The sequence below is a fragment of the Sphingomonas sp. FG14 genome (genome assembly GCF_057809675.1).
Map to the genome: position 1 here is coordinate 1 of NZ_JBMDKK010000029.1, position 22,546 is coordinate 22,546.

The 22,546-nt window shown below is 65.5% G+C and carries 33 protein-coding genes and 1 pseudogene; 1 reads left to right on the forward strand and 33 read right to left on the reverse strand.

Annotated features, from left to right (window positions below; translation table 11 throughout):
- Positions 1 to 132 precede the first annotated feature (132 nt).
- The 10 genes and pseudogenes from ACODTA_RS28790 to ACODTA_RS28835 form a co-directional block, all read right to left on the reverse strand.
- A pseudogene (locus tag ACODTA_RS28790) lies at positions 133 to 2,277 on the reverse strand (prolyl oligopeptidase family serine peptidase).
- A gap of 153 nt (positions 2,278 to 2,430) precedes the next feature.
- Positions 2,431 to 2,853, reverse strand: a complete 423-nt coding sequence (gene rplQ, locus ACODTA_RS28795; RefSeq protein ID WP_489070879.1) for a 50S ribosomal protein L17 — start codon at positions 2,851 to 2,853, stop codon at positions 2,431 to 2,433.
- Positions 2,854 to 3,055: 202 nt separating this feature from the next.
- The gene (locus tag ACODTA_RS28800) at positions 3,056 to 4,117 is read right to left on the reverse strand and encodes a DNA-directed RNA polymerase subunit alpha (RefSeq protein WP_489070881.1); all 1,062 of its coding nucleotides are present in this window, start codon (positions 4,115 to 4,117) and stop codon (positions 3,056 to 3,058) included.
- A gap of 85 nt (positions 4,118 to 4,202) precedes the next feature.
- Positions 4,203 to 4,592: a 30S ribosomal protein S11 gene (gene rpsK / locus ACODTA_RS28805; RefSeq protein ID WP_489070883.1), complete on the reverse strand. Its 390-nt coding sequence runs from the start codon at positions 4,590 to 4,592 to the stop codon at positions 4,203 to 4,205.
- 25 nt (positions 4,593 to 4,617) lie between these two features.
- On the reverse strand, positions 4,618 to 4,986 hold the full coding sequence (gene rpsM / locus ACODTA_RS28810) for a 30S ribosomal protein S13 (RefSeq protein ID WP_489070885.1): 369 nt from the start codon (positions 4,984 to 4,986) through the stop codon (positions 4,618 to 4,620).
- 234 nt (positions 4,987 to 5,220) lie between these two features.
- On the reverse strand, positions 5,221 to 6,576 hold the full coding sequence (locus ACODTA_RS28815; protein ID WP_489070887.1) for a sensor histidine kinase: 1,356 nt from the start codon (positions 6,574 to 6,576) through the stop codon (positions 5,221 to 5,223).
- 4 nt (positions 6,577 to 6,580) lie between these two features.
- Positions 6,581 to 7,273, reverse strand: coding sequence for a response regulator transcription factor (locus ACODTA_RS28820; RefSeq protein WP_489070889.1), 693 nt, complete (start codon positions 7,271 to 7,273; stop codon positions 6,581 to 6,583).
- 113 nt (positions 7,274 to 7,386) lie between these two features.
- Positions 7,387 to 7,542: a hypothetical protein gene (locus tag ACODTA_RS28825; RefSeq protein ID WP_489070891.1), complete on the reverse strand. Its 156-nt coding sequence runs from the start codon at positions 7,540 to 7,542 to the stop codon at positions 7,387 to 7,389.
- 288 nt (positions 7,543 to 7,830) lie between these two features.
- On the reverse strand, positions 7,831 to 9,186 hold the full coding sequence (gene gdhA, locus ACODTA_RS28830) for an NADP-specific glutamate dehydrogenase (RefSeq protein WP_489070893.1): 1,356 nt from the start codon (positions 9,184 to 9,186) through the stop codon (positions 7,831 to 7,833).
- A 125-nt stretch (positions 9,187 to 9,311) separates the two neighbouring features.
- Positions 9,312 to 9,863 (reverse strand): SRPBCC family protein, encoded by a 552-nt coding sequence (locus ACODTA_RS28835; RefSeq protein WP_489070895.1) that lies wholly within the window; start codon positions 9,861 to 9,863, stop codon positions 9,312 to 9,314.
- A gap of 210 nt (positions 9,864 to 10,073) precedes the next feature.
- On the opposite strand from ACODTA_RS28835, the gene ACODTA_RS28840 reads away from it, so the two are divergent.
- Positions 10,074 to 10,205, forward strand: a complete 132-nt coding sequence (locus ACODTA_RS28840) for a hypothetical protein (RefSeq protein WP_489070897.1) — start codon at positions 10,074 to 10,076, stop codon at positions 10,203 to 10,205.
- 139 nt (positions 10,206 to 10,344) lie between these two features.
- On the opposite strand, the gene ACODTA_RS28845 is transcribed toward ACODTA_RS28840, so the two are convergent.
- From ACODTA_RS28845 to rpsJ, 23 genes are all read right to left on the reverse strand, one after another.
- On the reverse strand, positions 10,345 to 10,995 hold the full coding sequence (locus ACODTA_RS28845; RefSeq protein WP_489070899.1) for an adenylate kinase: 651 nt from the start codon (positions 10,993 to 10,995) through the stop codon (positions 10,345 to 10,347).
- Between the two features lie 135 nt (positions 10,996 to 11,130).
- On the reverse strand, positions 11,131 to 12,498 hold the full coding sequence (gene secY / locus ACODTA_RS28850; RefSeq protein ID WP_489070901.1) for a preprotein translocase subunit SecY: 1,368 nt from the start codon (positions 12,496 to 12,498) through the stop codon (positions 11,131 to 11,133).
- Positions 12,499 to 12,609: 111 nt separating this feature from the next.
- Entirely contained in the window at positions 12,610 to 13,143 is a 534-nt protein-coding gene (rplO, locus tag ACODTA_RS28855; RefSeq protein ID WP_222989381.1) for a 50S ribosomal protein L15, read from the reverse strand.
- A 142-nt stretch (positions 13,144 to 13,285) separates the two neighbouring features.
- Positions 13,286 to 13,462, reverse strand: coding sequence for a 50S ribosomal protein L30 (rpmD, locus tag ACODTA_RS28860; protein WP_222989380.1), 177 nt, complete (start codon positions 13,460 to 13,462; stop codon positions 13,286 to 13,288).
- A 5-nt stretch (positions 13,463 to 13,467) separates the two neighbouring features.
- The gene (gene rpsE / locus ACODTA_RS28865; RefSeq protein ID WP_246623380.1) at positions 13,468 to 14,184 is read right to left on the reverse strand and encodes a 30S ribosomal protein S5; all 717 of its coding nucleotides are present in this window, start codon (positions 14,182 to 14,184) and stop codon (positions 13,468 to 13,470) included.
- 2 nt (positions 14,185 to 14,186) lie between these two features.
- A complete protein-coding gene (gene rplR, locus ACODTA_RS28870) occupies positions 14,187 to 14,540 on the reverse strand; it encodes a 50S ribosomal protein L18 (RefSeq protein WP_489070904.1) in 354 nt (117 codons plus the stop codon).
- Between the two features lie 3 nt (positions 14,541 to 14,543).
- The gene (gene rplF / locus ACODTA_RS28875) at positions 14,544 to 15,077 is read right to left on the reverse strand and encodes a 50S ribosomal protein L6 (protein ID WP_489070906.1); all 534 of its coding nucleotides are present in this window, start codon (positions 15,075 to 15,077) and stop codon (positions 14,544 to 14,546) included.
- Positions 15,077 to 15,472 (reverse strand): 30S ribosomal protein S8, encoded by a 396-nt coding sequence (rpsH, locus tag ACODTA_RS28880; protein ID WP_222989377.1) that lies wholly within the window; start codon positions 15,470 to 15,472, stop codon positions 15,077 to 15,079. The genes rplF and rpsH overlap by 1 nt, the downstream gene beginning before the upstream one ends.
- 10 nt (positions 15,473 to 15,482) lie before the next feature.
- Positions 15,483 to 15,788 carry a 30S ribosomal protein S14 gene (gene rpsN / locus ACODTA_RS28885; RefSeq protein ID WP_489070908.1) on the reverse strand — a complete coding sequence of 102 codons (306 nt, stop codon included), beginning with the start codon at positions 15,786 to 15,788 and terminating at the stop codon, positions 15,483 to 15,485.
- A gap of 39 nt (positions 15,789 to 15,827) precedes the next feature.
- On the reverse strand, positions 15,828 to 16,403 hold the full coding sequence (gene rplE / locus ACODTA_RS28890; protein ID WP_222989375.1) for a 50S ribosomal protein L5: 576 nt from the start codon (positions 16,401 to 16,403) through the stop codon (positions 15,828 to 15,830).
- Positions 16,396 to 16,716, reverse strand: coding sequence for a 50S ribosomal protein L24 (gene rplX, locus ACODTA_RS28895; protein ID WP_222989374.1), 321 nt, complete (start codon positions 16,714 to 16,716; stop codon positions 16,396 to 16,398). The genes rplE and rplX overlap by 8 nt, the downstream gene beginning before the upstream one ends.
- 1 nt (position 16,717) lies before the next feature.
- Positions 16,718 to 17,086, reverse strand: a complete 369-nt coding sequence (gene rplN / locus ACODTA_RS28900; protein ID WP_119765380.1) for a 50S ribosomal protein L14 — start codon at positions 17,084 to 17,086, stop codon at positions 16,718 to 16,720.
- Positions 17,087 to 17,144: 58 nt separating this feature from the next.
- The gene (rpsQ, locus tag ACODTA_RS28905) at positions 17,145 to 17,411 is read right to left on the reverse strand and encodes a 30S ribosomal protein S17 (protein ID WP_222989373.1); all 267 of its coding nucleotides are present in this window, start codon (positions 17,409 to 17,411) and stop codon (positions 17,145 to 17,147) included.
- A gap of 12 nt (positions 17,412 to 17,423) precedes the next feature.
- The gene (rpmC, locus tag ACODTA_RS28910) at positions 17,424 to 17,645 is read right to left on the reverse strand and encodes a 50S ribosomal protein L29 (RefSeq protein WP_222989372.1); all 222 of its coding nucleotides are present in this window, start codon (positions 17,643 to 17,645) and stop codon (positions 17,424 to 17,426) included.
- Between the two features lie 12 nt (positions 17,646 to 17,657).
- Positions 17,658 to 18,080 carry a 50S ribosomal protein L16 gene (gene rplP / locus ACODTA_RS28915; RefSeq protein ID WP_222989371.1) on the reverse strand — a complete coding sequence of 141 codons (423 nt, stop codon included), beginning with the start codon at positions 18,078 to 18,080 and terminating at the stop codon, positions 17,658 to 17,660.
- Positions 18,081 to 18,100: 20 nt separating this feature from the next.
- Positions 18,101 to 18,796: a 30S ribosomal protein S3 gene (rpsC, locus tag ACODTA_RS28920; protein WP_222989370.1), complete on the reverse strand. Its 696-nt coding sequence runs from the start codon at positions 18,794 to 18,796 to the stop codon at positions 18,101 to 18,103.
- Entirely contained in the window at positions 18,796 to 19,173 is a 378-nt protein-coding gene (gene rplV, locus ACODTA_RS28925; RefSeq protein ID WP_222989369.1) for a 50S ribosomal protein L22, read from the reverse strand. The genes rpsC and rplV overlap by 1 nt, the downstream gene beginning before the upstream one ends.
- Positions 19,173 to 19,448, reverse strand: coding sequence for a 30S ribosomal protein S19 (gene rpsS, locus ACODTA_RS28930; protein ID WP_489070913.1), 276 nt, complete (start codon positions 19,446 to 19,448; stop codon positions 19,173 to 19,175). The genes rplV and rpsS overlap by 1 nt, the downstream gene beginning before the upstream one ends.
- Before the next feature lie 3 nt (positions 19,449 to 19,451).
- Complete coding sequence (gene rplB, locus ACODTA_RS28935) at positions 19,452 to 20,303, reverse strand: 50S ribosomal protein L2 (protein ID WP_489070915.1); 852 nt, start codon at positions 20,301 to 20,303, stop codon at positions 19,452 to 19,454.
- The gene (locus ACODTA_RS28940) at positions 20,303 to 20,623 is read right to left on the reverse strand and encodes a 50S ribosomal protein L23 (RefSeq protein WP_222989366.1); all 321 of its coding nucleotides are present in this window, start codon (positions 20,621 to 20,623) and stop codon (positions 20,303 to 20,305) included. The genes rplB and ACODTA_RS28940 overlap by 1 nt, the downstream gene beginning before the upstream one ends.
- A complete protein-coding gene (rplD, locus tag ACODTA_RS28945) occupies positions 20,616 to 21,242 on the reverse strand; it encodes a 50S ribosomal protein L4 (RefSeq protein ID WP_489070917.1) in 627 nt (208 codons plus the stop codon). The genes ACODTA_RS28940 and rplD overlap by 8 nt, the downstream gene beginning before the upstream one ends.
- A 3-nt stretch (positions 21,243 to 21,245) precedes the next feature.
- Positions 21,246 to 22,007, reverse strand: coding sequence for a 50S ribosomal protein L3 (gene rplC / locus ACODTA_RS28950; protein WP_489070919.1), 762 nt, complete (start codon positions 22,005 to 22,007; stop codon positions 21,246 to 21,248).
- A 214-nt stretch (positions 22,008 to 22,221) separates the two neighbouring features.
- Positions 22,222 to 22,533 carry a 30S ribosomal protein S10 gene (gene rpsJ / locus ACODTA_RS28955; RefSeq protein WP_222989363.1) on the reverse strand — a complete coding sequence of 104 codons (312 nt, stop codon included), beginning with the start codon at positions 22,531 to 22,533 and terminating at the stop codon, positions 22,222 to 22,224.
- Between the last annotated feature and the right edge of the window lie 13 nt (positions 22,534 to 22,546).

A 22,546-nucleotide genomic window follows, 5' to 3' on the forward strand; every position in this document is an offset into this window, starting at 1 on the left:
CTGTTGGTAACATTGGTGGTCGGGTGGGGAGGCGGGGCGGGTGGTTTGAGTCGCGATCAACGCGACCTGGTATTAGATATTCGTGGTCGCATCGTTTTGCGGAGAACCGGTTCCCGCTTTTCCGCACGATGCTTAATCCCCATCGGGCGTCCCGATCGTCAGCCCCGTCCATCTGGCGACGAAGGCGTACATGTCCGCGCTTTCCTCGATCAGCTTGTCGGTGGGCTTGCCCGATCCATGGCCCGCGCGCGTCTCGATGCGGATCAGGTGCGGTTTCGCCCCGATGTTGGAGGCTTGCAGCTTCGCCGCATATTTGAAGCTGTGGCCGGGGACGACGCGATCGTCGGTATCGGCGGTGGTCACCAGGATCGCGGGGTAATCCACGCCGCCGCGGATATTGTGATAGGGCGAATAGGCATAGAGGGTTCGGAAATCCTCCTCCTTTCCGGGATCGCCATAGTCATCCACCCAATAGCGGCCGGCGGTGAAGCGATCGAAGCGCAGCATGTCCATCACGCCGACGGCGGGCAGCGCCGCCGCGAACAGGTCCGGCCGCTGGTTGACGACCGCGCCTACCAGCAGCCCGCCGTTCGAACGCCCCTCCGCCGCGAGCTTGCCGGGCGCGGTGATGCCCTGGGCGATCAGATATTCGCCGGCGGCGATGAAATCGTCGAAGACATTCTGCTTGTTCTGGAGGCGGCCGGCATCGTGCCATGCCTTGCCATATTCGCCGCCGCCGCGAAGATTGGCGATCGCGAACACCCCGCCCTGCTCGATCCAGGCGAGCCGCGTGGCGGAAAAGCCGGGGGTCTGCGAGGCATTGAAGCCGCCATAGCCGTAGAGCACCGTCGGCGCGCCGCCCGCCGGCATCGCGCCCTTGCGCCGGATCACGAACACCGGGATCCGCGTCCCGTCCTTCGAGCTGTAGAAATGCTGGACCGTCTCGAACCGGTCGGGATCGAACGCGGTCTTCGGACGCGCGAACACCTCCGCGATGCCCGTCGCGGTATCGAAGCGATAGATGGTCGGCGGCGTGGTGTAGCTGGAGAAGCTGTAGAAGGTCTCGGGATCGCCCACCTTCCCTCCAAAGCCCGCCGCGGTGCCGATGCCCGGCAGCCGCACGTCGCCCGCCGGGCGGCCGTCGAGATGGACCATCTCCGCATCCGATTTCGCGTCACCCAGATAGGAGAGCACGATCTTCGCGCCGACGATCGATGCGCCCACCAGCGTTTCGGGCCGTTCGGGCACGATGGCCACGGGCTTGCGCCTGGGGCTGGCCGCGTCGAGCGTCACGATGCGCTGGCGCGGCGCGCCCTGGTTGGTCACGAAATAGAAGCTGGGGCCGACATTGCCGATCATCGCCCAGTTATATTCGAGCCCCTTTACCAGCGCGGCCGGCTTCGCATTGGGCCTGGTCAGATCGAGCACGTGCAGCTCGTAGCGGGAATCGGTGCCTTCGGACGATGTGATCAGCAACCAGCGCCCGTCATCGGTCACCTGCGCGCGATGGCCCAGGCGCGGGCGATCCGGCGTCGCGTAGATCAGCCGGTCCTCCGCCTGCGGCGTGCCGATGCGGTGGAAATAGACCTTCTGGTTGAGGTTGGTCGATTGATAGGTCTTTCCGTCCTCGGGTGCCGCGAAGCGCGAATAATAGAAGCCGCTGCCGTCCGCCGCCCAGGAAAGCGGCGAGAATTTCACCCATTTGACCTCGTCGTCGAGCGTCCTGCCGTTCGCGACGTCGAGCAGCTTCACCGTCCGCCAGTCCGTGCCGCCATCCTGGATCGCATAGGCGAGCATGGCGCCATCGTCCGACGCGGTCCATTCGCCGAGCGCGGTGGCGCCGTCCTTCGCCCAGCCATTGGGATCGATCAGCACGCGCGCAGGGCCGGCCAGCCCCTACCGCACCCACAGCACCGACTGGTTCTGAAGCCCGTCATTGCGCATGTAGAAATAGCGGTTGCCCGCCTTGCGCGGCACGCCCAGCCGCTCGAAATCGGTGAGCGCGCGCATCCGCGCCTTCAGCACGTCGCGCCCCGGCAGCGTCTTCAGATAGGCGTTGGTCGCCGCGTTCTCGCGCTCCACCCATTGCCGCACCCTGGGATCGGTGCGCACGTCGTTTTCCAGCCAGCGATAGGGATCGGCCACCGGCACGCCGAACTGCGTTTCCACCACCGGCACCGTCGCGGTCTCGGGATAGCCATAGCCGCCGGTATCGGCGGCGGACACGGGCATGCCGAACATCAGAAGAGGCAGAAGGAAGAAAGGCGCGGCGCGCATCAAGTGTCGTCTCCAGAACATCCGTCCGGGAGCGTAGAGCAATTCAGGGTCCGGAATCCACCATTCGACGTTAACGATTCCGCCGGTCCGCAACGAAAAAGGGCCCCGCGTTTCCGCGAGGCCCCTTCACATTCGGGCTATTGCCAGACCGGCTCAGGCCGCGTCGGCATAGTCGTCGTCGTTCAGCACCGGGCCGGAATCCTGGCCCTTGGCGCTGACGTCGCGATCGACGAGCTCGATATAGGCGACCGCCGCCGCGTCCGAGGCGCGGAAGCCGGCCTTGATGATGCGGGTATAGCCGCCGTTGCGATCCTTGTAGCGATCGGCCAGCACCTCGAAGAGCTTCTTGAGCTGGGTGTCGTCGAGCAGCCGGGCATGCGCCAGGCGACGGTTCGACAGGCCGCCCTTCTTCGCCAGCGTGATCAGCTTCTCCACATAGGGGCGAAGCTCCTTCGCCTTGGCGGTGGTGGTCAGGATCTGCTCATGCTTGATGAGCGCCGCCGCCATGTTGCGGAACAGGGCCGCGCGATGGGACGAGGTACGCTGCAGCTTACGGCCGCCGACGCGATGACGCATGGTAATCTTCCTTCAGTTCGTTCGGGGGCCGTATAACGAACCCATCAAAGTGGCACTTCGATGGGGAGTCGCTGGTACCCCGGACCAGGCGGTGTGAAACGGGCCACCGCCGAAAACCCTTGAAATCGTCTCGTCATTCCGGCCTTTGCCGGAATGCGAAGCCGGAAATCCGGGTCGAAGCCGGGCTTCGACCCGATGGGCGTCAGCCCATGATCTCCTGTTCCAGCTTCTTGGCCATTTCCTCGATATTCTCGGGCGGCCAGCCGGGGATTTCCATGCCCAGGCGCAGGCCCATGCTGGAAAGCACTTCCTTGATCTCGTTGAGCGACTTGCGGCCGAAATTCGGCGTGCGCAGCATCTCCGCCTCGGTCTTCTGAACCAGATCGCCGATATAGATGATGTTGTCGTTCTTGAGGCAGTTCGCCGAACGGACCGACAGTTCCAGCTCGTCCACCTTCTTGAGCAGGTAGCGGTTGATCTGGTTGGTGTCGCTCTCGCCTTCCGAAGCGGAGGGCGCGGCCATGCCGATCGGCGCCGAGGACTGGATCATCTGATCGTCGAAATGGACGAAGAGCTGAAGCTGGTCCTGCAGGATGCGCGCGGCATAGGCCACGGCGTCCTCGGGCGTCACGGTGCCGTCGGTGTCGATGTTCAGCGTGAGCTTGTCGAAGTCCAGTTCCTGGCCGACGCGGGTGTTCTCCACCTTGTACGCCACCTGGCGGACGGGCGAATACAGCGCGTCGATCGGGATCAGGCCGATCGGGGCGTCAGCCGGACGGTTGGCGGCGGCGGGCACATAGCCCTTGCCGACATCGGCGGTCAGCTCCATGTTGAGCGTCGCGCCCTCGTCGAGGTGGCAGATCACCAGATCGGGGTTCATCACCTCGATATCGCCCGAGACCGAGATCATGCCGGCGGTCACTTCCGCCGGGCCGGTCGCGGAAAGCTGGAGCCGCTTCGGGCCTTCGCCTTCCATCTTGAGCGCGACCTGCTTCACGTTCAGCACGATGTCCGTCACGTCCTCACGCACGCCGGCGAGGCTGGAGAATTCGTGGAGCACGTTCTCGATGCGGATCGAAGTCACCGCGGCGCCCTGGAGCGACGAGAGCAGCACGCGGCGCAGCGCGTTGCCGAGCGTCAGGCCGAAGCCGCGCTCCAGCGGCTCGGCGACGAAGGTCGCCTTGCGCTTGCTGTCTCCGCCTGCTTTCTTCTCGAGGCCATTGGGCTTCTTCATTTCCTGCCAGTTCTTTGCATTGACAGACACGGGCTTCCCCTTGGCTTTGGGCGGGCGCGAGCGGCCCGCCGGGATAAATTGCGAGAACGCCGCGCGGCCGCACGGCGTTCTGGGATCAGACGCGACGACGCTTGGAGGGGCGCACGCCGTTGTGCGGGATCGGCGTCACGTCACGGATCGACGTGATGTTGAACCCGACCGCCTGCAGCGCGCGAAGCGCCGACTCACGGCCCGAACCCGGACCCTTCACCTCGACCTCGAGCGTGCGGACGCCATGTTCGGCGGCCTTCTTGCCCGCGTCCTCGGCGGCGACCTGGGCGGCATAGGGCGTCGACTTGCGGCTGCCCTTGAAGCCCATCATGCCGGCGGACGACCAGGAGATCGCGTTCCCCTGCGCATCGGTGATGGTGATCATCGTGTTGTTGAAGCTGGCGTTCACATGGGCGACGCCGGAAGTGATGTTCTTGCGCTCGCGACGGCGAATGCGCTGCGGTTCACGTGCCATTTGCTGTTATCCTGACCTGGAAGGCTTATTTCTTCTTGCCGGCGATCGGCTTCGCCTTGCCCTTGCGGGTGCGCGCATTGGTGTGCGTGCGCTGGCCGCGAACGGGCAGACCCTTACGGTGACGCAGGCCGCGATAGCAGGCCAGGTCCATCAGGCGCTTGATGTTCATCGCGGTCTCGCGACGAAGATCGCCTTCCACCGTATGATCGGCGTCGATCGTCTCACGGATCTGAAGCACTTCCTGGTCCGACAGGTCCTGAACGCGGCGCTCGGACGCGATGCCCAGCTTTTCCGTGATCGCCTTGGCCTTTGCCGGGCCGATACCGTGAATATACTGAAGCGCGATCAGCACGCGCTTGTTGGTCGGGATGTTGACACCCGCAATACGAGCCATTCTTCTTTCTCCTGCTCCACGAGCGGCTTTGGCACGGCCGCCCATCTCATCGCGTGACATCCCGAAACGCAAGAAATCGGCGAGCGCACAAGAGCGCCGCCGGGAACCGGTGTTTCGGAATGTGTTGGATTTAGGCGTCCACCCCGAGAGAGTCAAGCGGCGCCCGATTCCACGGGCGCGCGGCCCGGCGGATGCCCCCGCATCCGCGATCGTTTCGTACCCGAAGCCGCGATTTCAGCCGAGCGCGGCAAGGCCGGTGGGCAGAATCATTCGCGCCGCCAGCCCCGGCGCGTTGTCCGCCAGCTCCAGGCGCCCCCCATGCATCCTGCTGACCGCTTCGACAAGGGCGAGGCCCAATCCTGCGCCGGGCCGTGACCGGGCCGCGTCGAGTCGGCCGAAGCGGCGGCGCGCCTCCCCCTCCTCGTCCGGCGCGATGCCCGATCCGCGATCCTCCACCGCCAGCACCAGTTCATTGCCATGCGCGGAGAGGCGGATCGCGATCGCGTCGCCGCCATCGCCCCGGCAGCCGTGGCGCATCGCGTTGTCGACCAGATTGGCCAGCGCCTGCGACAGCAGCTCGCCATGCGCGCGCATCGGCAGGATCGGCCCCTCGACCACGGCGGAGAAGGCGACGCGCGCATCCTCCATCACCGGCTCGTACATGTCGCACAGGTTGCTCACCAGCGCGCTGGGCTCGATCCAGTCGAACTGGGATCGGCCGTGCATCGTCTCCAGCCGGCCGATCTCCAGCAAGGTGGAGAGCATCCGCATGATGATGTCGGTTTCCTGGATCAGCCCGTTCAGCGCGGCGTCGCGCTGCGGTCCATCGTCGAGCGCGACCGCGCGCTCCACCTTCACGCGCAGCCGCGACAGGGGCGAACGCAGGTCGTGCGCCAGGCTGTTGGTGAGAAGCTGGAGCTCGCGCATCAGCCCCTCGATCCGGTCGAGCATCATGTTGACGCGGCCGGCGAGCGCGTCGAACGCGTCCCCGCCCGAGACGATGCCCGCGCGATGCGACAGGTCGCCGGTCGCGACAGCGTCGACCACGCCCGCGATCACGCGCAGCCGCCGCCCGACGAAATAGGCGATGATGACGCCGCCCAGCGCCCCCATCAGCAGCGACAGCGCGCCGGAGACCAGCAATGCGCGTTCAAGCGCGCGCTGGAGGAGCAGGCTCTCGTCGGCGCGGCGGCCGCTCAGCAGCCAGTCCGCACCCACCGCGCGCACCACATAGCCCGACGGCGCCGCGTCGCGCGCGGGGGGCGCGATGCGGAAGGAGGCAGCCCTGCCGATCGCCAGCGGCCCCTTCAGATTGCCCTGGCGGACGCGCCCGTCCGGCCCGGCGAGCGCCACCACCAGATCCTCGTCGCCCGAGGCGGCAAGCGCGGAGACGGCGCGGGCGAGCGCCCCTTCCCCGCCCGATCGATAGACCGCCTGCAGCGCGTCCGCCTGTTCGGCGACCTCGCTTTCGAGCTGCGCGACCGTGTCGTCATGTGTCTGGGTGCGGACATAGCCGATCACCGCCAGGTTGGACGCGAAGACCAGCAGCGCGGCGAGCGCGGCGAGCCGGGCGGTGGTGGAGATCCGCATCGGTTCAGGGTTCCGGCGACAGGCGGTAGCCGGCACCGCGCACGGTGTGGAGCAGCGAATGATCGCTGCCCTCGTCGATCTTGCGCCGCAGCCGGCCGATATGGACGTCGATCACATTGGTGCCCGGATCGAAATGATAGCCCCACAGTTTCTCGAGCATCATCGTGCGGGTGACGACATGGCCGGCATGACGGGCGAGGAACACCAGCAGGCTGAATTCGCGCGGCACCAGCGCGATCGGTCGCCCGCCGCGCCGCACCGCGCGGGAAAGCAGGTCGATCTCCAGATCGCCGATCACCAGCCGGGCCTCGCTGGCGGCGGCGGCGTTGCGGTCGGCGCGGCGCAGCAACGCTTCCGCGCGCACCATCAGTTCGGCCAGCGAAAAGGGTTTGGTGACATAATCGTCGGATCCGCCGCGCAGCCCGTCGATCCGGTCCTCGACCGATCCGAGCGCCGACAGGATGATGGAGGGGGTGCCGATATCGGCGGCGCGCAGCGCGCGGATGACGGAGAGCCCGTCCATGCCGGGCATCATCCGGTCGACGACGAGCAGATCGTAGCTGCCTTCGCTGGCGAGGAAAAAGCCTTCGCGGCCGTCGCCCGTGCGATCGGTGACATAGCCCGCCTCGCCCAGCCCGCGCGCGACATAGTCGGCGGTGGCCGCATCGTCTTCCATGATCAGGATCTTGCGGCTCATGGCGCCCGTCCAGTCATGCCCGGCGCCCGGCGCGCGCGGACGCGGTTGGCCCGGCGGAGAAGAGGAAACTCCGCCGGGCCCGCCGGGAGGATCATCTGAGGAGTATCAGGGGTTCAGCTGGTCTTCGCGGCGGTCGCCTTCTTCGCCTTCTTCTCCTGCTTCACCACCTTGTGGGCGGCGGGCTTGGCCGTCGTCGTCTTGGCGGCGGCGATCGTCGGCGCGGCGACGAGGCCGGCCATGACGAGCGAGGCGATGAGGGTCTTGCGCATCCTGTGTTCTCCATCGGCCGGGCGACCGTCGCCCGGTTCGACATCCGATCTAGCAGCGCGCGCCGCTCGCCCCGGTGACGGGCGGATGAAGAAATTGTCATGCATGGGGGCGGGCGGCGGATCGGTCCGCGTTGAAGGCCGGGCTGGCTTGAACACCGTTCGGGCTGAGCCTGTCGAAGCCCCTGTCCTTCTTCGACACCATGCCCAGAAAGGACAAGGGCTTCGACAGGCTCAGCCCGAACGGCAGGAGGGATCCGATCCAGCGACGATCCGGCCGCGCCGCGCCCGCTACACCACCCCATAGGCGAGCATCGCGTCCGCCACCTTCTTGAAGCCCGCGATGTTCGCGCCCTTCACATAGTCGATATAATCGTCGCCCACCCGGCCATAGCGCAGGCAGCTCGCATGGATGCCCGCCATGATGTCGAGCAGGAGCTGTTGCAGTTCCGCCTCCTTCCACGAGCGGCGCTCCGAATTCTGGCTCATCTCCAGCCCGGAGACCGCGACGCCGCCGGCATTGGCCGCCTTGCCCGGCGCGAACAGGATGCGCGCATCCTTGAACACATGCACGCCCGCCAGGTCGGTGGGCATGTTCGCGCCCTCCGATACGGCGAAGCAGCCATTGGCCACCAGCGTCCGCGCATCCTCCCCCAGCAATTCGTTCTGCGTGGCGCAGGGCAGCGCGACGTCGCACGGCACGCCCCAGGGCGTCTTGCCCTCGGTGAAGCTGGCGCGCGGATATTGCGCGACATAATCGGAGATGCGGCCGCGCGTATGCGTCTTGTGGTGCTTCACCCAGTCGATCTTCTCCAGATCGATGCCGTCGGGATCATGGATGAAGCCCGCCGAATCGGACAGGGTCAGCACCTTGCCGCCAAGCTGCGTCACCTTCTCCGCCGCGTGCGTCGCGACATTGCCCGATCCGGAGATCACCGCGGTCAGCCCGCCCAGGTCGCGGCCCTTCGTCGCCAGCATGTTCTGGAGGAAATAGGTGGCGCCATAGCCCGTCGCCTCCGGCCGGATCAGCGATCCGCCATATTCCAGCCCCTTGCCGGTGAGCACGCCGGTGAACTGGTTGGTGATGCGCTTGTACTGGCCGAACATATAGCCGATCTCGCGCGCGCCCACGCCGATATCGCCCGCCGGCACGTCCACATCGGCGCCGACATGGCGGTATAGTTCGGTCATGAAGCTCTGGCAGAAGCGCATCACCTCGCGGTCGCTCTTGCCCTTGGGATTGAAGTTCGCGCCACCCTTGCCGCCGCCCATCGGCAGGCCGGTCAGCGCGTTCTTGAAGGTCTGTTCGAAGGCGAGGAACTTGAGCACGCTTTCGGTGACCGAGGGGTGGAAGCGGATGCCGCCCTTATATGGCCCGATCGCGTTGTTGTTCTGCACGCGCCAGCCGCGCTGGACGCGGATATTGCCGGCATCGTCCTCCCAGCAGACACGGAACGAGATGATCCGGTCCGGCTCCGCGATGCGGCGCAGGATCTGCTGCGAGTGATATTCCTCCTTGTCCTCGATGAAGTCGAATATGTCCTCGGACACCTCCTGCACCGCCTGACAGAATTCGGGCTGTCCGGGATTGCGCTTCCTCACCCCCTCCATGAAGGTGGGCAGATCGACATGATCGGTTATCGCCATTTGCTTCGCCCCCTGCGGTTCGTTCCAAACGCAGCACCGGCAACCCCATGGCGGCGCGCTCGAGTCGGCGACCGTCCGTGACGGGAGGTTAGACCTCCCGTCCCCCGAATCCTATATTCCCGATCCTATTGCGCGGGTTCGGCGTCGACGAACGCCTTCAGGCCCGCGACCTGCTCGCCCAGCACCTTGTCCACCAGCGGCGCCATGCCGGCGGTGCCGCCGTCGCCCGCGACATGGCCGCCCAGCACATAGCTGACCGCGATCGTCGTGCCGCCGCCCTCGGCGGGCTTGAGCACGAAGGTCATGATGCCGATCACCGGATGCGCCTGGAGCGGGCCGAACGCGCCCTGCAGCCGCAGCACCTTGCCCGGCTGCGCATAGAGGATGCGCGCATGTTCGATGCTGCCCCGGCTGCCGCCCTCGCCCGCCAGCTTCTCGCAGAAGCAGCCGCCGGCCTGCGCGTCCATCCACAGATTGGCGGCGTCGCCGCTATAGGTGTGGTCCTTGTTCCACCATTTGGCGGGCGCCTTGAGCGCGGCCCACACCTGCTCGGGCGGCTTGCTCACGGTTTCGCTGAAGACAAGATCGAAGCCGGTCTCGCTCGCCGACTTGACCTCCGCCGCCGCCGGCGCGGCCGCGAACGCCGCCAGCCCCGCGATCACACAGATTCCGCGCATGCCCCCTCCATATCCAGCCCCGTCGCCCGATATTAGAGCATCGCGCGGAAAAGTGGGAACCGGTTTTCCGCAAGACCGGCGCGGCGACAGGGAGCAGCGGCGCGATTTTCGAACAGCCGCGCAAATATATGGCTTCACCCTGTAAGAAAGTCCGCGCGCGTGGCACTATCCACCCTGGCCGCGAGCATGACGCAGCCTGTGGAGAACGGCATGACGAACGGAGAACAGAGGCTGATGATGCGCGGCGTCGCCGCCGGCACGCTGATCGGCCTGGCCCTTGGCGGCATGATCGCCCTGGTGATCGCGATGAAACCGGCCTTCTTCGCCGCGCTGATCGGCTGATCCGTCCGCGCCGACGCGCCGTCGTCATCACGAGGCGCGCGGCGGCGAAGCAATCCAATGTCAGGCGCGCCCTGGATTGGTCGGCCTATGGCCGCCTTCGGCCCGCTACACTCGCAATGACGAGAAAACGGTAACGGACTCAGGCCGGGCCGAGAATCTTCTCGATCGACTCGGTCACCTCGGCGATGTCGGCCATGCCGTCCACGCGGCTCACCAGTCCGCGCTCCTCGTAGATCGGCAGGATCGGCGCGGTCTTGGCGCGATATTCGGCCATCCGCGTGCGGACGGTTTCCGCATTGTCATCGGGCCGGCGCTTGAATTCGGTGCTGCCGCAGACGTCGCAGACTGCCTCGACCTTGGGCTGCTTGAAGCGGTCGTGATAGCCCTCGCCGCACTTGGCGCAGGTGAAGCGGCCGGTGATGCGTTCCACCAGCGCGTCCTCGTCCACCGCCAGCTCGATCACATGATCGAGGGTGCGGCCACGCGCCGCCATCAGCTCGTCGAGCAGTTCGGCCTGGCGCGCGGTGCGCGGATAGCCGTCGAAGATGATGCCGGTTTCGGGATCGAGCTTGTCCATATGCTCGCCCAGGATCTGCGCCATGAGTTCGTCGGGGAAGAACTTGCCCGCCTTCATGATCTCGTCGGCCATCTTGCCGACCTCGGTCCCCTCCTTCACCGCGGCGCGAAGGATGTCGCCGGTCGAGAGCTGGACCATGCCCCGCTCCTCGACGAGCCGGCTCGCCTGTGTCCCCTTCCCCGCCCCCGGGGGTCCCAACAGGATGATATTCATGTGCGCAGTCTCTCCGCGTATCGTTCCCGATCAGGCAGCGCGACAATCGGAATCACGCTGCCTGATCTGGATATTCGTTTTGTCGCGATTTTCGAGTCGTTCGATGCGATCGAACCGCAAATCGCCCTGGACCGGTCAGCGCGGCCGACCGCCCTTCAGCTTCGCCTTCTTGATCAGGTCGCCATATTGGTGTGCCAGCAAGTGGCTCTGGATCTGCGTGACGGTATCCATCGTCACATTGACCACGATCAACAGGCTGGTGCCCCCCAGATAGAAGGGGATGCCCGCCGTCGCGATCAGATATTCGGGCACCAGGCAGATCACCGTCAGATAGGCGGCGCCGATCACGGTGATGCGCGTGAGCACGAAATCCAGATAGTCGGCGGTATTCTTGCCCGGACGGATGCCGGGGATGAAGCCGCCATAACGCTTCAGATTGTCCGCCGTCTCCTCGGGATTGAAGACGACCGCGGTGTAGAAGAAGCAGAAGAAGATGATGCCCGCCGCATAGAGCGACATGTAGAGCGGCGAACCATGCTGCAGCGACGTCGTGACCGAGATCATGAAGTCGCCCCAGGCGCTCTCGCCCGCGGCGCGCTGGCCGGCGAACTGGACGAGCGTCAGCGGCATCAGCAGCAGCGACGAGGCGAAGATCGGCGGGATCACGCCCGCGGTGTTGATCTTCAGCGGCAGGTGGCTCTTTTCCGCCTGCATCAGTCCGCGTTGCGTCTGTCGCTTGGGATACTGGATCAGCACCCGGCGCTGCGCGCGTTCCATGAAGCAGATGAAGGCGATCAGGCCCAGCGCCAGGCCGATGATGAGCAGGATCACCAGCGGCTGCATCGATCCGGTGCGGCCGCCTTCGAACAGGTTCACCAGCGCGCGCGGCAATTGCGAGACGATGCCGGCCATGATGATGAGCGACACGCCGTTGCCGACGCCCCGGCTGGTGATCTGCTCACCCAGCCACATCAGGAACATCGTACCGCCGACCAGCGAGATCACCGCGGCGACGCGGAACGCAATGCCAGGTTCGACGACCGCGGCCATGCCCTGCGCCGCGCCCCAGTTTTCAAGGCCGACGGCGATGAAATAGCCCTGGATCGCGGTCAGGCCGACCGTGCCGTAGCGGGTATACTGGTTCAGCCGCTTGCGGCCGCTTTCGCCTTCCTTCTTGATCGCGCTCAGCGTCGGCGACAGCGCGGTCGCGAGCTGGATCACGATCGAGGCGGTGATGTACGGCATCACGCCCAGCGCGATCACGCTCATGCGCTCAAGCGAACCGCCCGAGAAGGTGTTGAAGAAATCGAGCACGCCGCCCTGAGTCGTCGCATAAAGCGTCGCGAGCGCGCGCGGGTCGATGCCCGGCAGCGGGACGTGGCTCATCAATCGGAAGATGATGAGCGCGCCCAGCGTGAACCACAGGCGCTTCTTGAGCTCCGTGGCCTGCGTGAACTTCGACAGGTTGAGGTTGGATGCCAGGTTGTCGGCTGCGGATGCCATGATCGTCCTTAGACCCAGAAAATATGAGCGGCGGAACGCGTATCCGCACTCCGCCGCCCCATATAGTGGTCGATCCGGCTTTGTCTAAGCCTGATCACGCGAGGGGCTGATTCAGCCCGCCGCCTTTGCCTTCTTCGCGGCGAGCGTCTTGCCCTTCTTGGCCGCGGCCTTCTCGGCGGCCGGAACCACCTCGATCACCTCGACCGAGCCGCCCGCCTTCTCGATGGCGTCCTTGGCGCCCTTCGAGACGCCGGCCACCTTGAAGGAGAGCTTGGCGGAGAATTCGCCCTTGCCCAGGATGCGCACGCCGTCCTTGCCGCCACGCGCGACGCCGGCCGCCTTCAGCGCGGCGTGATCGATCACGCCGTCCTTGGCCAGCTTGCCCGCGTCGACCAGCTTCTGGATCGCGCCCAGGTTCACCTCGGCATGGTCCTTGGCGAAGATGTTGTTGAAGCCGCGCTTCGGAATACGCATGTGGAGCGGCATCTGGCCGCCCTCGAAGCCGTTGATCGAGACGCCCGAGCGTGCCTTGGCACCCTTCTGGCCGCGACCGGCGGTCTTGCCCTTGCCGGAGCCGATGCCCCGGCCCACGCGCATGCGGCCCTTGCGGGCGCCTTCATTGTCGCGGATGTCGTTCAGTTTCATGTGTTGCACTCGCTTTCGCTTTTGTCGCGCCAATCCCCGCTCCCGTTCAGGAGCGAGGCCAGGGGCGGGGATATCGACAAGAACCCCGGAAGTCCCCTGAAAAATCCGGCCCCTCCCCCGAAAGGAAGGAGCCAGAGAGATTTCAGCCGATCACCTCGACCATGTGCGGCAGCTTCTTGATCATGCCGCGCACTTCGGGGGTATCCTCAAGCTCCACCTCACGGTGCATCTTGCCCAGGCCGAGGCCGGTCAGGATCGCACGCTGGCTGGAGGGGCGGCGGATCGGCGAACCGATCTGCTTGATCTTGATCTTCGCCATGTCGCTTACTCCACGATCGCTTCGGCGTCGGCCTGGGCGGTCTGCGAGCCGCCACGGCCGAGCAGGTCGGCGATCTTCTTGCCGCGACGCTGCGCCACGCTCTTGGGCGAGGTCTGCTCGCCGAGCGCCGCGAAGGTCGCGCGGATCATGTTGTACGGGTTGGACGTGCCGACCGACTTGGTCACCACATCGGCAACGCCGAGGCTCTCGAAGATGGCGCGCATCGGGCCACCCGCGATGATGCCGGTACCGGCAGGCGCCGAACGCAGCGTCACCTTGCCGGCGCCGAAATGGCCGTTGCCGTCATGGTGCAGCGTGCGACCCTCGCGCAGCGGCACGCGGATCATCGCCTTCTTGGCGGCCGCGGTCGCCTTCGAGATCGCCTCGGGCACTTCGCGGGCCTTGCCGTGGCCGAAGCCCGCGCGACCCTTGCCGTCGCCGACGACGACGAGTGCCGCGAAGCCGAAGCGCTTACCGCCCTTCACCGTCTTCGAGACGCGGTTGATGTGAACCAGCTTCTCGATCAGCTCTTCGCCGCCTTCGTCCTGGTTCTGGCCACCGCGACGATCGTCGCGCCGGCCACCACGGCCACCGCGATCGTTGCCGCCGCGATTGCCGCCACGGCCGCCACGCGGACCGCGCGGGCCGCGGCCCTCGGTGGGGGCGGCGCCTTCGGTCGCGGGAGTGGCTTCGACGCCCTGGTTTTCGGTTTCGTCAGCCATAATCAGAACTCCAATCCGCCTTCACGCGCGGCTTCCGCCAGCGCCTTGACGCGTCCGTGAAACAGGAAGCCGCCACGGTCGAACACCACCTGGGTGACGCCGGCCTTCTTGGCGGCCTCGGCCACGCGCTTGCCGACATCGGCAGCCGCTTCGGCCGTCGCGCCGGTCTTGCCGCGGACATCCTTGTCGAGGGTCGAAGCGGACGCCACGGTACGGCCCTGGGCATCGTCGATGACCTGAGCGTAGATGTGACGGCCCGAGCGATGGACCGAGAGCCGGGGACGGAGACCGGAACGCGCCTTGAGGGCGGTGCGGACGCGCCGACGGCGGCGATCGAAGAGAGAGAGTTTCGCCATGGCTTACTTCTTCTTGCCTTCTTTGCGGAAGATAAACTCGCCGCGATATTTGATGCCCTTGCCCTTGTAGGGCTCCGGCTTGCGCCAGCGACGGATCTCGGCGGCGAGCTGGCCGACCTTCTGCTTGTCGATGCCGCTGATCTCGACCGTGGTCTGATCGGGCGTCTTCACCTCGATGCCTTCCGGCACGTCGATGTCGACATCGTGGCTGTAGCCGAGCTGCAGCTTGAGCTTGCGGCCCTGCGCATTGGCACGATAGCCGACGCCGGTGATTTCCAGCACCTTGGAGAAACCGTCGGTCACGCCGGTCACCAGGTTCTGGACGAGCGTGCGGTGCATGCCCCAGAAGGAACGCGCGCGACGGCTTTCGTTCGCGGGCTTCACGACGATGCGGCCATCCTCGATGCCGTAGCTGATGTCGTCAGCCATCGACAGGCTCAGCGTGCCCTTCGGTCCCTTGACCGAAAGAACGCCGCCCTCGATGCTGGCGCTCACGCCTGCGGGCACGGGAACCGGTACTTTACCGATGCGGCTCATCAGAACACCTCCGCCAGCACTTCGCCGCCGACATTCTGCTCGCGCGCTTCCGCGTCCGAGAGAACGCCCTTCGGCGTCGAAACGATCGTGATGCCGAGGCCGTTGCGCACGCGCGGCAGGTCCTTCGAACCCGAATAGACGCGGCGACCGGGCTTCGAGACGCGCGCGACGTGCTGGATCGCGGGCTGGCCCTCGAAATATTTCAGCTCGATGCGCAGGCCGTCGTGGCCGGCAAGGTCTTCTTCCTTATAGCCGCGGATATAGCCCTCGCGCTGAAGCACGTCGAGGACGCGCGCACGCAGCTTGGACGCGGGGGAAACCACGCTGTCCTTGCGGGCCCGCTGGCCGTTGCGGATGCGGGTGAGCAAATCACCCAGGGGATCGGTCAATGCCATCTTCTGATCCTTACCAGCTCGACTTCGTGACGCCCGGGATCAGGCCCTTGTTGGCCAGATCGCGAAGCTGCACGCGGCAGAGACGGAACTTACGGTAATAGGCGCGCGGACGGCCGGTGAGCTCGCAGCGGTTGCGAATCCGGGTCGGATTGCCGTTGCGGGGGATCTCAGCCATCTTCAGACGCGCGATCAGGCGCTCGGTCTCGTCGAGCGACGTGTCCGCGGCCACAGCCTTCAGCTTCGCATAACGGCCGGCATACTTCTTCACCAGCTTCTTGCGACGCTCATTCTTGTTGATCGAACTCAGTTTCGCCATGACTTAAGTTCTCTTCCTTCTGTCAGGCAGGTCCGGCCTTCAGGCCGCCTGCTTCTGCTCTTCAATCGGGAACGGGAAACCGAACAGGCGAAGCAGCTCGCGCGCTTCCTCGTCGGTCTTCGCCGTGGTGGTCACGATCACGTCCATGCCGCGCACCTTCTCGATGCGGTCATAGTTGATCTCGGGGAACACGATCTGCTCCTTCAGGCCCATGGCATAATTGCCACGGCCGTCGAAGCTCTTCGGGTTCAGACCGCGAAAGTCGCGAACGCGCGGCAGCGCGATCGTCACCAGGCGATCGAGGAACTCGTACATGCGCTCGCGGCGCAGAGTCACCTTCACGCCGATCGGCATGCCTTCACGCAGCTTGAACTGCGCGATCGACTTCTTCGCCTTGGTGATGACGGGCTTCTGGCCCGCGATCAGTTCGAGCTCGGCAGCCGCCGTGTCGACCTTCTTCTTGTCCTGCGTCGCCTCGCCGACGCCCATGTTCAGCACGATCTTCTCGAGCTTGGGCACCTGCATCGGGTTCGCGTAGCCGAACTTCTCCGTCATCGCCTTGACGATGGTCTCGTCATACAGCTTGCGAAGTCGGGCCTGATATTTGTCAGCCATTGATGACCTCCCCGGACTTCACGGCCACGCGGACCTTCTTGCCGTCCTTGGTTTCGAAGCGGACGCGCGTCGCCTTGCCCGTCTTGGGGTCGGCGATCGCGACCTTGGAGACGTGAAGGGGCGCTTCCGAGCGCTCGAGCCCGCCCTGCGGGTTCGCCTGGGTGGGCTTGCGGTGGCGGGTCGCGACGTTCACGCCGGACACGATCACCTTGCCTTCCTTGGGAATGCTCTTGGTGACTTCGCCGGTGCGGCCCTTGTCCTTGCCGGACAGGACGACGACCTTGTCACCCTTGCGGATCTTGGCGGCAGCCATGTTACAGCACCTCCGGCGCGAGCGAGATGATCTTCATGAAGTTCTTCGCGCGCAGCTCACGAACCACCGGGCCGAAGATACGGGTGCCGATCGGCTCCTCGTTCTTGTTGACCAGAACCGCGGCGTTGCCGTCGAAACGGATCACCGAACCGTCGGGACGATGGATGTCCTTCGCCGTACGCACGATGACGGCGCGATGGACGTCACCCTTCTTAACCTTGCCGCGCGGCGCCGCTTCCTTGACGGAGACGACGATCACGTCGCCCACGCCAGCGGTACGGCGCTTCGAGCCGCCGAGCACCTTGATGCACTGGACTCGCTTGGCGCCGCTGTTGTCCGCGACGTCAAGATTTGACTGCATCTGGATCATTGATCCGCTTCCTTCTCACTTGGCTTGCCGGGATGCCCCGGTAGTTCCGAAACTGTGATCAGCCCTCGGCCGCTGCCGGCGTCGCCTGGGCATTCACCCGGTCGAGCACCTTCCACGTCTTGAGCTTCGAGATCGGCGCGGTCTCCTCGATGCGCACGGTCTCGCCTTCCTTGAACTCATTGCCCTCGTCATGGGCATGATACTTCTTCGACCGCTTGATGATCTTTCCGTAGAGCGGGTGCTTAACCCGGCGCTCCACCTTGACCACGACGGTCTTGTCGGTCTTGTCCGAGACGATCGTCCCGGTCAGCACGCGCTTCGGCATCGCTGAGACTCCTTACTTGCCAGCCGCAGCGGAACGCTGCGTCTGGAGGGTCTTGATCCGCGCGATCGTGCGACGCACCTCGCGCACACGGCTCGGCTTCTCGAGCTGGTTGGTGGCGGCCTGGAAGCGCAGGTTGAACTGCTCGCGCTTCAGTTCGCCGAGCTGCGTCGACAGCTCGTCATCGGTCTTCACCGTCAGGTCGTCCTTCGGAGCGGCTTTGGATTGCTTGGCCATCTCTCAAATTCCTCAGTGCATCGATTCGCCAAGGCGGGCGACCACCTTGGTCTTGATCGGCAGCTTTTCCATCGCACGCTCGAAAGCGACGCGGGCCAGCGGGCCGGGAACGCCGTCCAGCTCGAACAGGATGCGGCCGGGCTTGACGCGCGCCGCCCAATATTCGTTCGAACCCTTGCCCTTGCCCTGGCGGACTTCGGCGGGCTTCTTCGAAACCGGCACGTCGGGGAACACGCGGATCCACAAACGCCCCTGGCGCTTGATGTGACGCGTGATCGCGCGGCGGGCCGCCTCGATCTGGCGCGCGGTGATCCGGTCGGGCTCGAGAGCCTTCAGGCCGAACGAACCGAAGTTCAGCGCCGTACCGCCCTTGGCGTCGCCGTGGATGCGGCCCTTGAACGCCTTGCGGAACTTGGTCTTCTTGGGTTGCAGCATTGGAGCCTACCTCAATTCGTTCAGCGTGCCGGACGCACGCCGGAGGTCTGTGCCTCCAGCATGAGCCGATCCTGCGACATGGGATCGTGGCCGAGGATCTCGCCCTTGAAGATCCACACCTTGATGCCGCACACGCCATAGGCGGTGTGGGCTTCGGCTTCCGCATAGTCGACGTTCGCGCGCAGCGTGTGCAGCGGAACCCGGCCCTCGCGATACCATTCGGTGCGCGCGATCTCGGCGCCGCCGAGACGGCCGCCGCAGGTGATCCGGATGCCTTCCGCGCCAAGGCGGAGGGCCGACTGCACGGCGCGCTTCATCGCCCGGCGGAACGCGACGCGACGCTCAAGCTGATCGGCGACCGACTGCGCGACCAGGCGCGAGTCGATTTCCGGCTTGCGGATCTCGACGATGTTCAGGCTGACGTCCGACGACGTCATCGAACCCAGCTTCTTGCGAAGCTTCTCGATGTCGGCGCCCTTCTTGCCGATGATGACGCCCGGACGGGCGGCATAGATCGACACGCGGCACAGCTTGGCGGGACGCTCGATCACGACCTTCGAGATCGCGGCCTGCGGCAGTTCCTTCATCACATACTGGCGGATCTTCAGATCCTCCAGCAGCAGACGGCCATAATCGGCGCCTTCGGCGAACCAGCGGCTGTCCCAGGTCCGGTTGATCTGGAGGCGGAGCCCGATCGGATTGCTCTTCTGACCCATTATGCTTCTTCCTGCTCACGGACCACGATGCGCACGCGGCTGAAGGGCTTCACGATGCGCGACGAACGACCGCGGGCGCGGGCGGCGAAACGCTTCATCGAGATGCTCTTGCCCACGCTCGCCTCGGACACGACCAGCGCGTCGACGTCGAGATTGTGGTTGTTCTCCGCGTTGGCGATCGCGCTGGCGAGCACCTTGCGGACGTCGACCGCCATCCCCTTCTTCGAGAAGGAGAGGATGTTCAGCGCGTCGCCGGCCTTCTTGTTGCGGATCAGCGCCGCGACCAGGTTCAGCTTCTGCGCCGAACCGCGGATCTGCGTGCCGACGGCAAGCGCTTCCTTGTCGCCAACGCGACGGGGGGCTTTTTCCTTGCTCATCAGCGCTTGCCCTTCTTGTCGGCGGCGTGGCCGGGGAAGTAGCGCGTGGGCGCGAATTCACCGAGCTTCATGCCGACCATGTCCTCGTTCACCGAGACGGGAACGAACTTGCGGCCATTGTAGACGCTGAAGGTCAGCCCAACGAACTGCGGCAGGATGGTGGAGCGACGCGACCAGGTCTTGATCGGCGCGCGGCCACCCGAGTCCTGGGCGGTTTCGGCTTTCTTCAGCAGATGCAGGTCGACGAACGGACCTTTCCAGACGGAACGGGCCATGGCTTACCTCTTCTTCTTGGCGTGGCGAGAACGGATGATCATCTTGTCCGTCGCCTTGTTGTGACGGGTGCGCGCACCCTTGGTCGGCTTGCCCCAGGGCGTGACCGGATGACGGCCGCCCGAGGTCCGGCCTTCACCACCGCCGTGCGGGTGGTCGACCGGGTTCTTGGCGACGCCGCGGGTCAGCGGGCGGCTGCCCAGCCAGCGGTTGCGGCCGGCCTTGGCGAAGTTCTGGTTGGCGTTGTCGGGGTTCGACACCGCGCCCACCGTGCCCATGCACTCGCCACGGATGTAGCGCTGCTCGCCCGAGTTCAGGCGGACGATGACGAGGCCGCGGTCACGACCGACGACCTGCACATAGGTGCCGGCCGAACGGGCGATCTGGCCGCCCTTGCCCGGCTTCATCTCCACATTGTGGACGATGGTGCCGACCGGCATCTGGCCCAGCTCCATGGCGTTGCCCGGCTTCACGTCGGTCTTCTTGCCCGCGATCACCTTGTCGCCAACGCCCAGGCGCTGCGGCGCGATGATGTAGGCAACGCGATCCTTGCCGGCTTCGTCGGCGCCGTAGTTGACCAGCGCGATGAAGGCGGTGCGGTTGGGATCATATTCGATCCGCTCCACCGTGCCCTCGACGTCCCACAGGCGGCGCTTGAAATCGATGATGCGATAGCGCTGCTTGTGGCCGCCGGCGATGCCGCGCGACGTGACGTGACCCTTGTTGTTGCGGCCACCCGTCTTGCGCTTGCCCTCGGTCAGCGCCTTGACGGGCTTGCCCTTGTACAGCGCGGAGCGGTCGACGAGAATCAGGCCGCGTCGGGCCGGGCTCGTCGGGTTGTAATGCTTGAGTGCCATTACGCCTTAACCTCTTCGGTCACGTCGATCGACGACTCGCCTGCGGCAAGCGTCACGATCGCCTTCTTCACGTCCGAGCGCGTGTAGGGCTTGCCCTTCCAGCGCTTGGTCTTGCCCTTGGCGACCAGCGTGTTCACGCTCGCGACCTTCTTGTCGTAGATCGCCTCGATCGCAGCCTTGATCTGCGTCTTGGTCGCGTTGGGCGCCACCTTGAACACAAGCGCGTTGTGCTCGCTCAGCAGGGTCGACTTCTCGGTGATGTGCGGCGCGACGATCACGTCATAGTGACGGTTGTCGACGGCGTTCTTGTTCTTAGCCATTGAAGCGCGCCTCCAGCTTTTCGACAGCGGCACGGGTCAGCACCAGCGTGTCGGCCTTAAGAATGTCATAGACGTTCGCGCCGATCGCCGGGAGCACGTTGATCGCGTGCAGGTTGGCCGAAGCCAGCGCGAAGCTGCGCTCGACGCTTTCGCCGTCGATCACCAGCGCCGACTTGCCGAAGCCCAGCTTCGCCAGATCGGCGGCCAGCGCCTTGGTCTTGCCGTCCTTCACTTCCAGGCTTTCCATCACGATGAGCTGCCCGGCCTTCGCCTTGGACGACAGCGCCATCTTGAGGCCCAGCGCACGGATCTTCTTGTTCAGCGACGGATTGAAGTCGCGAACACGGGGACCGTGAGCCTTGCCGCCGCCGATGAAGACGGGAGCGCGGCGATCGCCGTGACGGGCGGTGCCGCCGCCCTTCTGGCGGCCGAACTTCTTGCCGGTGCGCGCGACGTCCGAGCGCTCACGGGCGCCACGGGCGGTGCCGCGGGCCTTTTCGAGCTGCCAGGTGATGACGCGATGCATGATGTCGGCGCGCGGCTCGAGGCCGAACACGGCATCGTTGAGCTCGATATCGCCCTTGCCCTTGGCGTCGAGGGTCTGAACCTTGACCTTCACGGCTTAGCCCTCCTGGCCTTCGACGGCCTCGACCGGAGCCTCGGCTTCAGCCGGGGTATCCGCGGGGGCGGCGTCGATGTTGGAATTGGCGGCCTGCTTGAGGCTCGCCGGATACGGCGCTTCCGCGTGGCGGGCGACCTTGACGGCATCCTTGACGAGGAGCCATGCGCCCTTCGATCCGGGCACCGAGCCCTTCACGAAGATCAGGCCGCGCTCGACGTCGGTGCCGACGACTTCCAGATTCTGCTGGGTACGCTGACGGGCGCCCATGTGGCCGGCCATCTTCTTGTTCTTGAAGACGCGGCCCGGATCCTGGCGGTTACCCGTCGAACCGTGCGCACGGTGCGAGATCGAGACGCCGTGGGTGGCGCGCATACCGCCGAAGCCCCAGCGCTTCATGGCGCCGGCGAAGCCCTTGCCCTGCGTCTGGCCGGCGATGTCGACGAGCTGGCCGGTCACGAAATGGTCGGCGGAGATGGTCGCGCCGACATCGAGCAGCGCATCGTCAGCGACGCGGAACTCGGCGACGCGCGCCTTCAGCTCGACTTCGTTCTTGCCGAAATGCCCGCGGACGGGCTTCGAAACATTCTTCGCCTTCGCTGTGCCGGCACCGAGCTGGACGGCGACATAGCCATCGCGATCGGCCTCACGGCGCGCGACGACCTGACACCCCTCAAGGGACAGGACAGTGACGGGAACATGACGACCGTCGCCCTGGAACAGGCGGGTCATCCCCATCTTCTTGGCGATCACGCCAGTGCGCATGATCAAGACTCCTTAAAACAGAGGCCCCACGGAACCATTTCCGGGGGGCGTGTCAGCCCTGAAATTCATGCGTCGCCCCGTCCGGGCTGGTTTCCCTCGCGAGAGGGAAGACGGGGGACGCAGTCCACGGCGAACCGTGCGGTATCCCTTTATCTCCGAAGGACCGGGGCCCCTCAGCCGCCCCCGCCGAAGCGGGAGCAAAGGTTCAATTGGCTCAGGCCAATTTGATTTCGACGTTGACGCCGGCGGCCAGGTCGAGCTTCATCAGCGCGTCGACGGTCTGCGGCGTGGGCTGCACGATGTCGAGCAGCCGCTTGTAAGTCCTCACCTCGAACTGCTCGCGCGACTTCTTGTCGATGTGCGGGCCGCGGTTCACGGTGAACTTCTCGATGCGCGTCGGCAGCGGAATAGGACCGCGAATGAGAGCGCCGGTGCGGCGAGCCGTATCAGCGATGTCGCCAGTTGCCTGGTCGAGCACGCGGTGATCGAACGCCTTAAGGCGAATCCGTATATTCTGCGTTTCCATGTCCACTACCGAT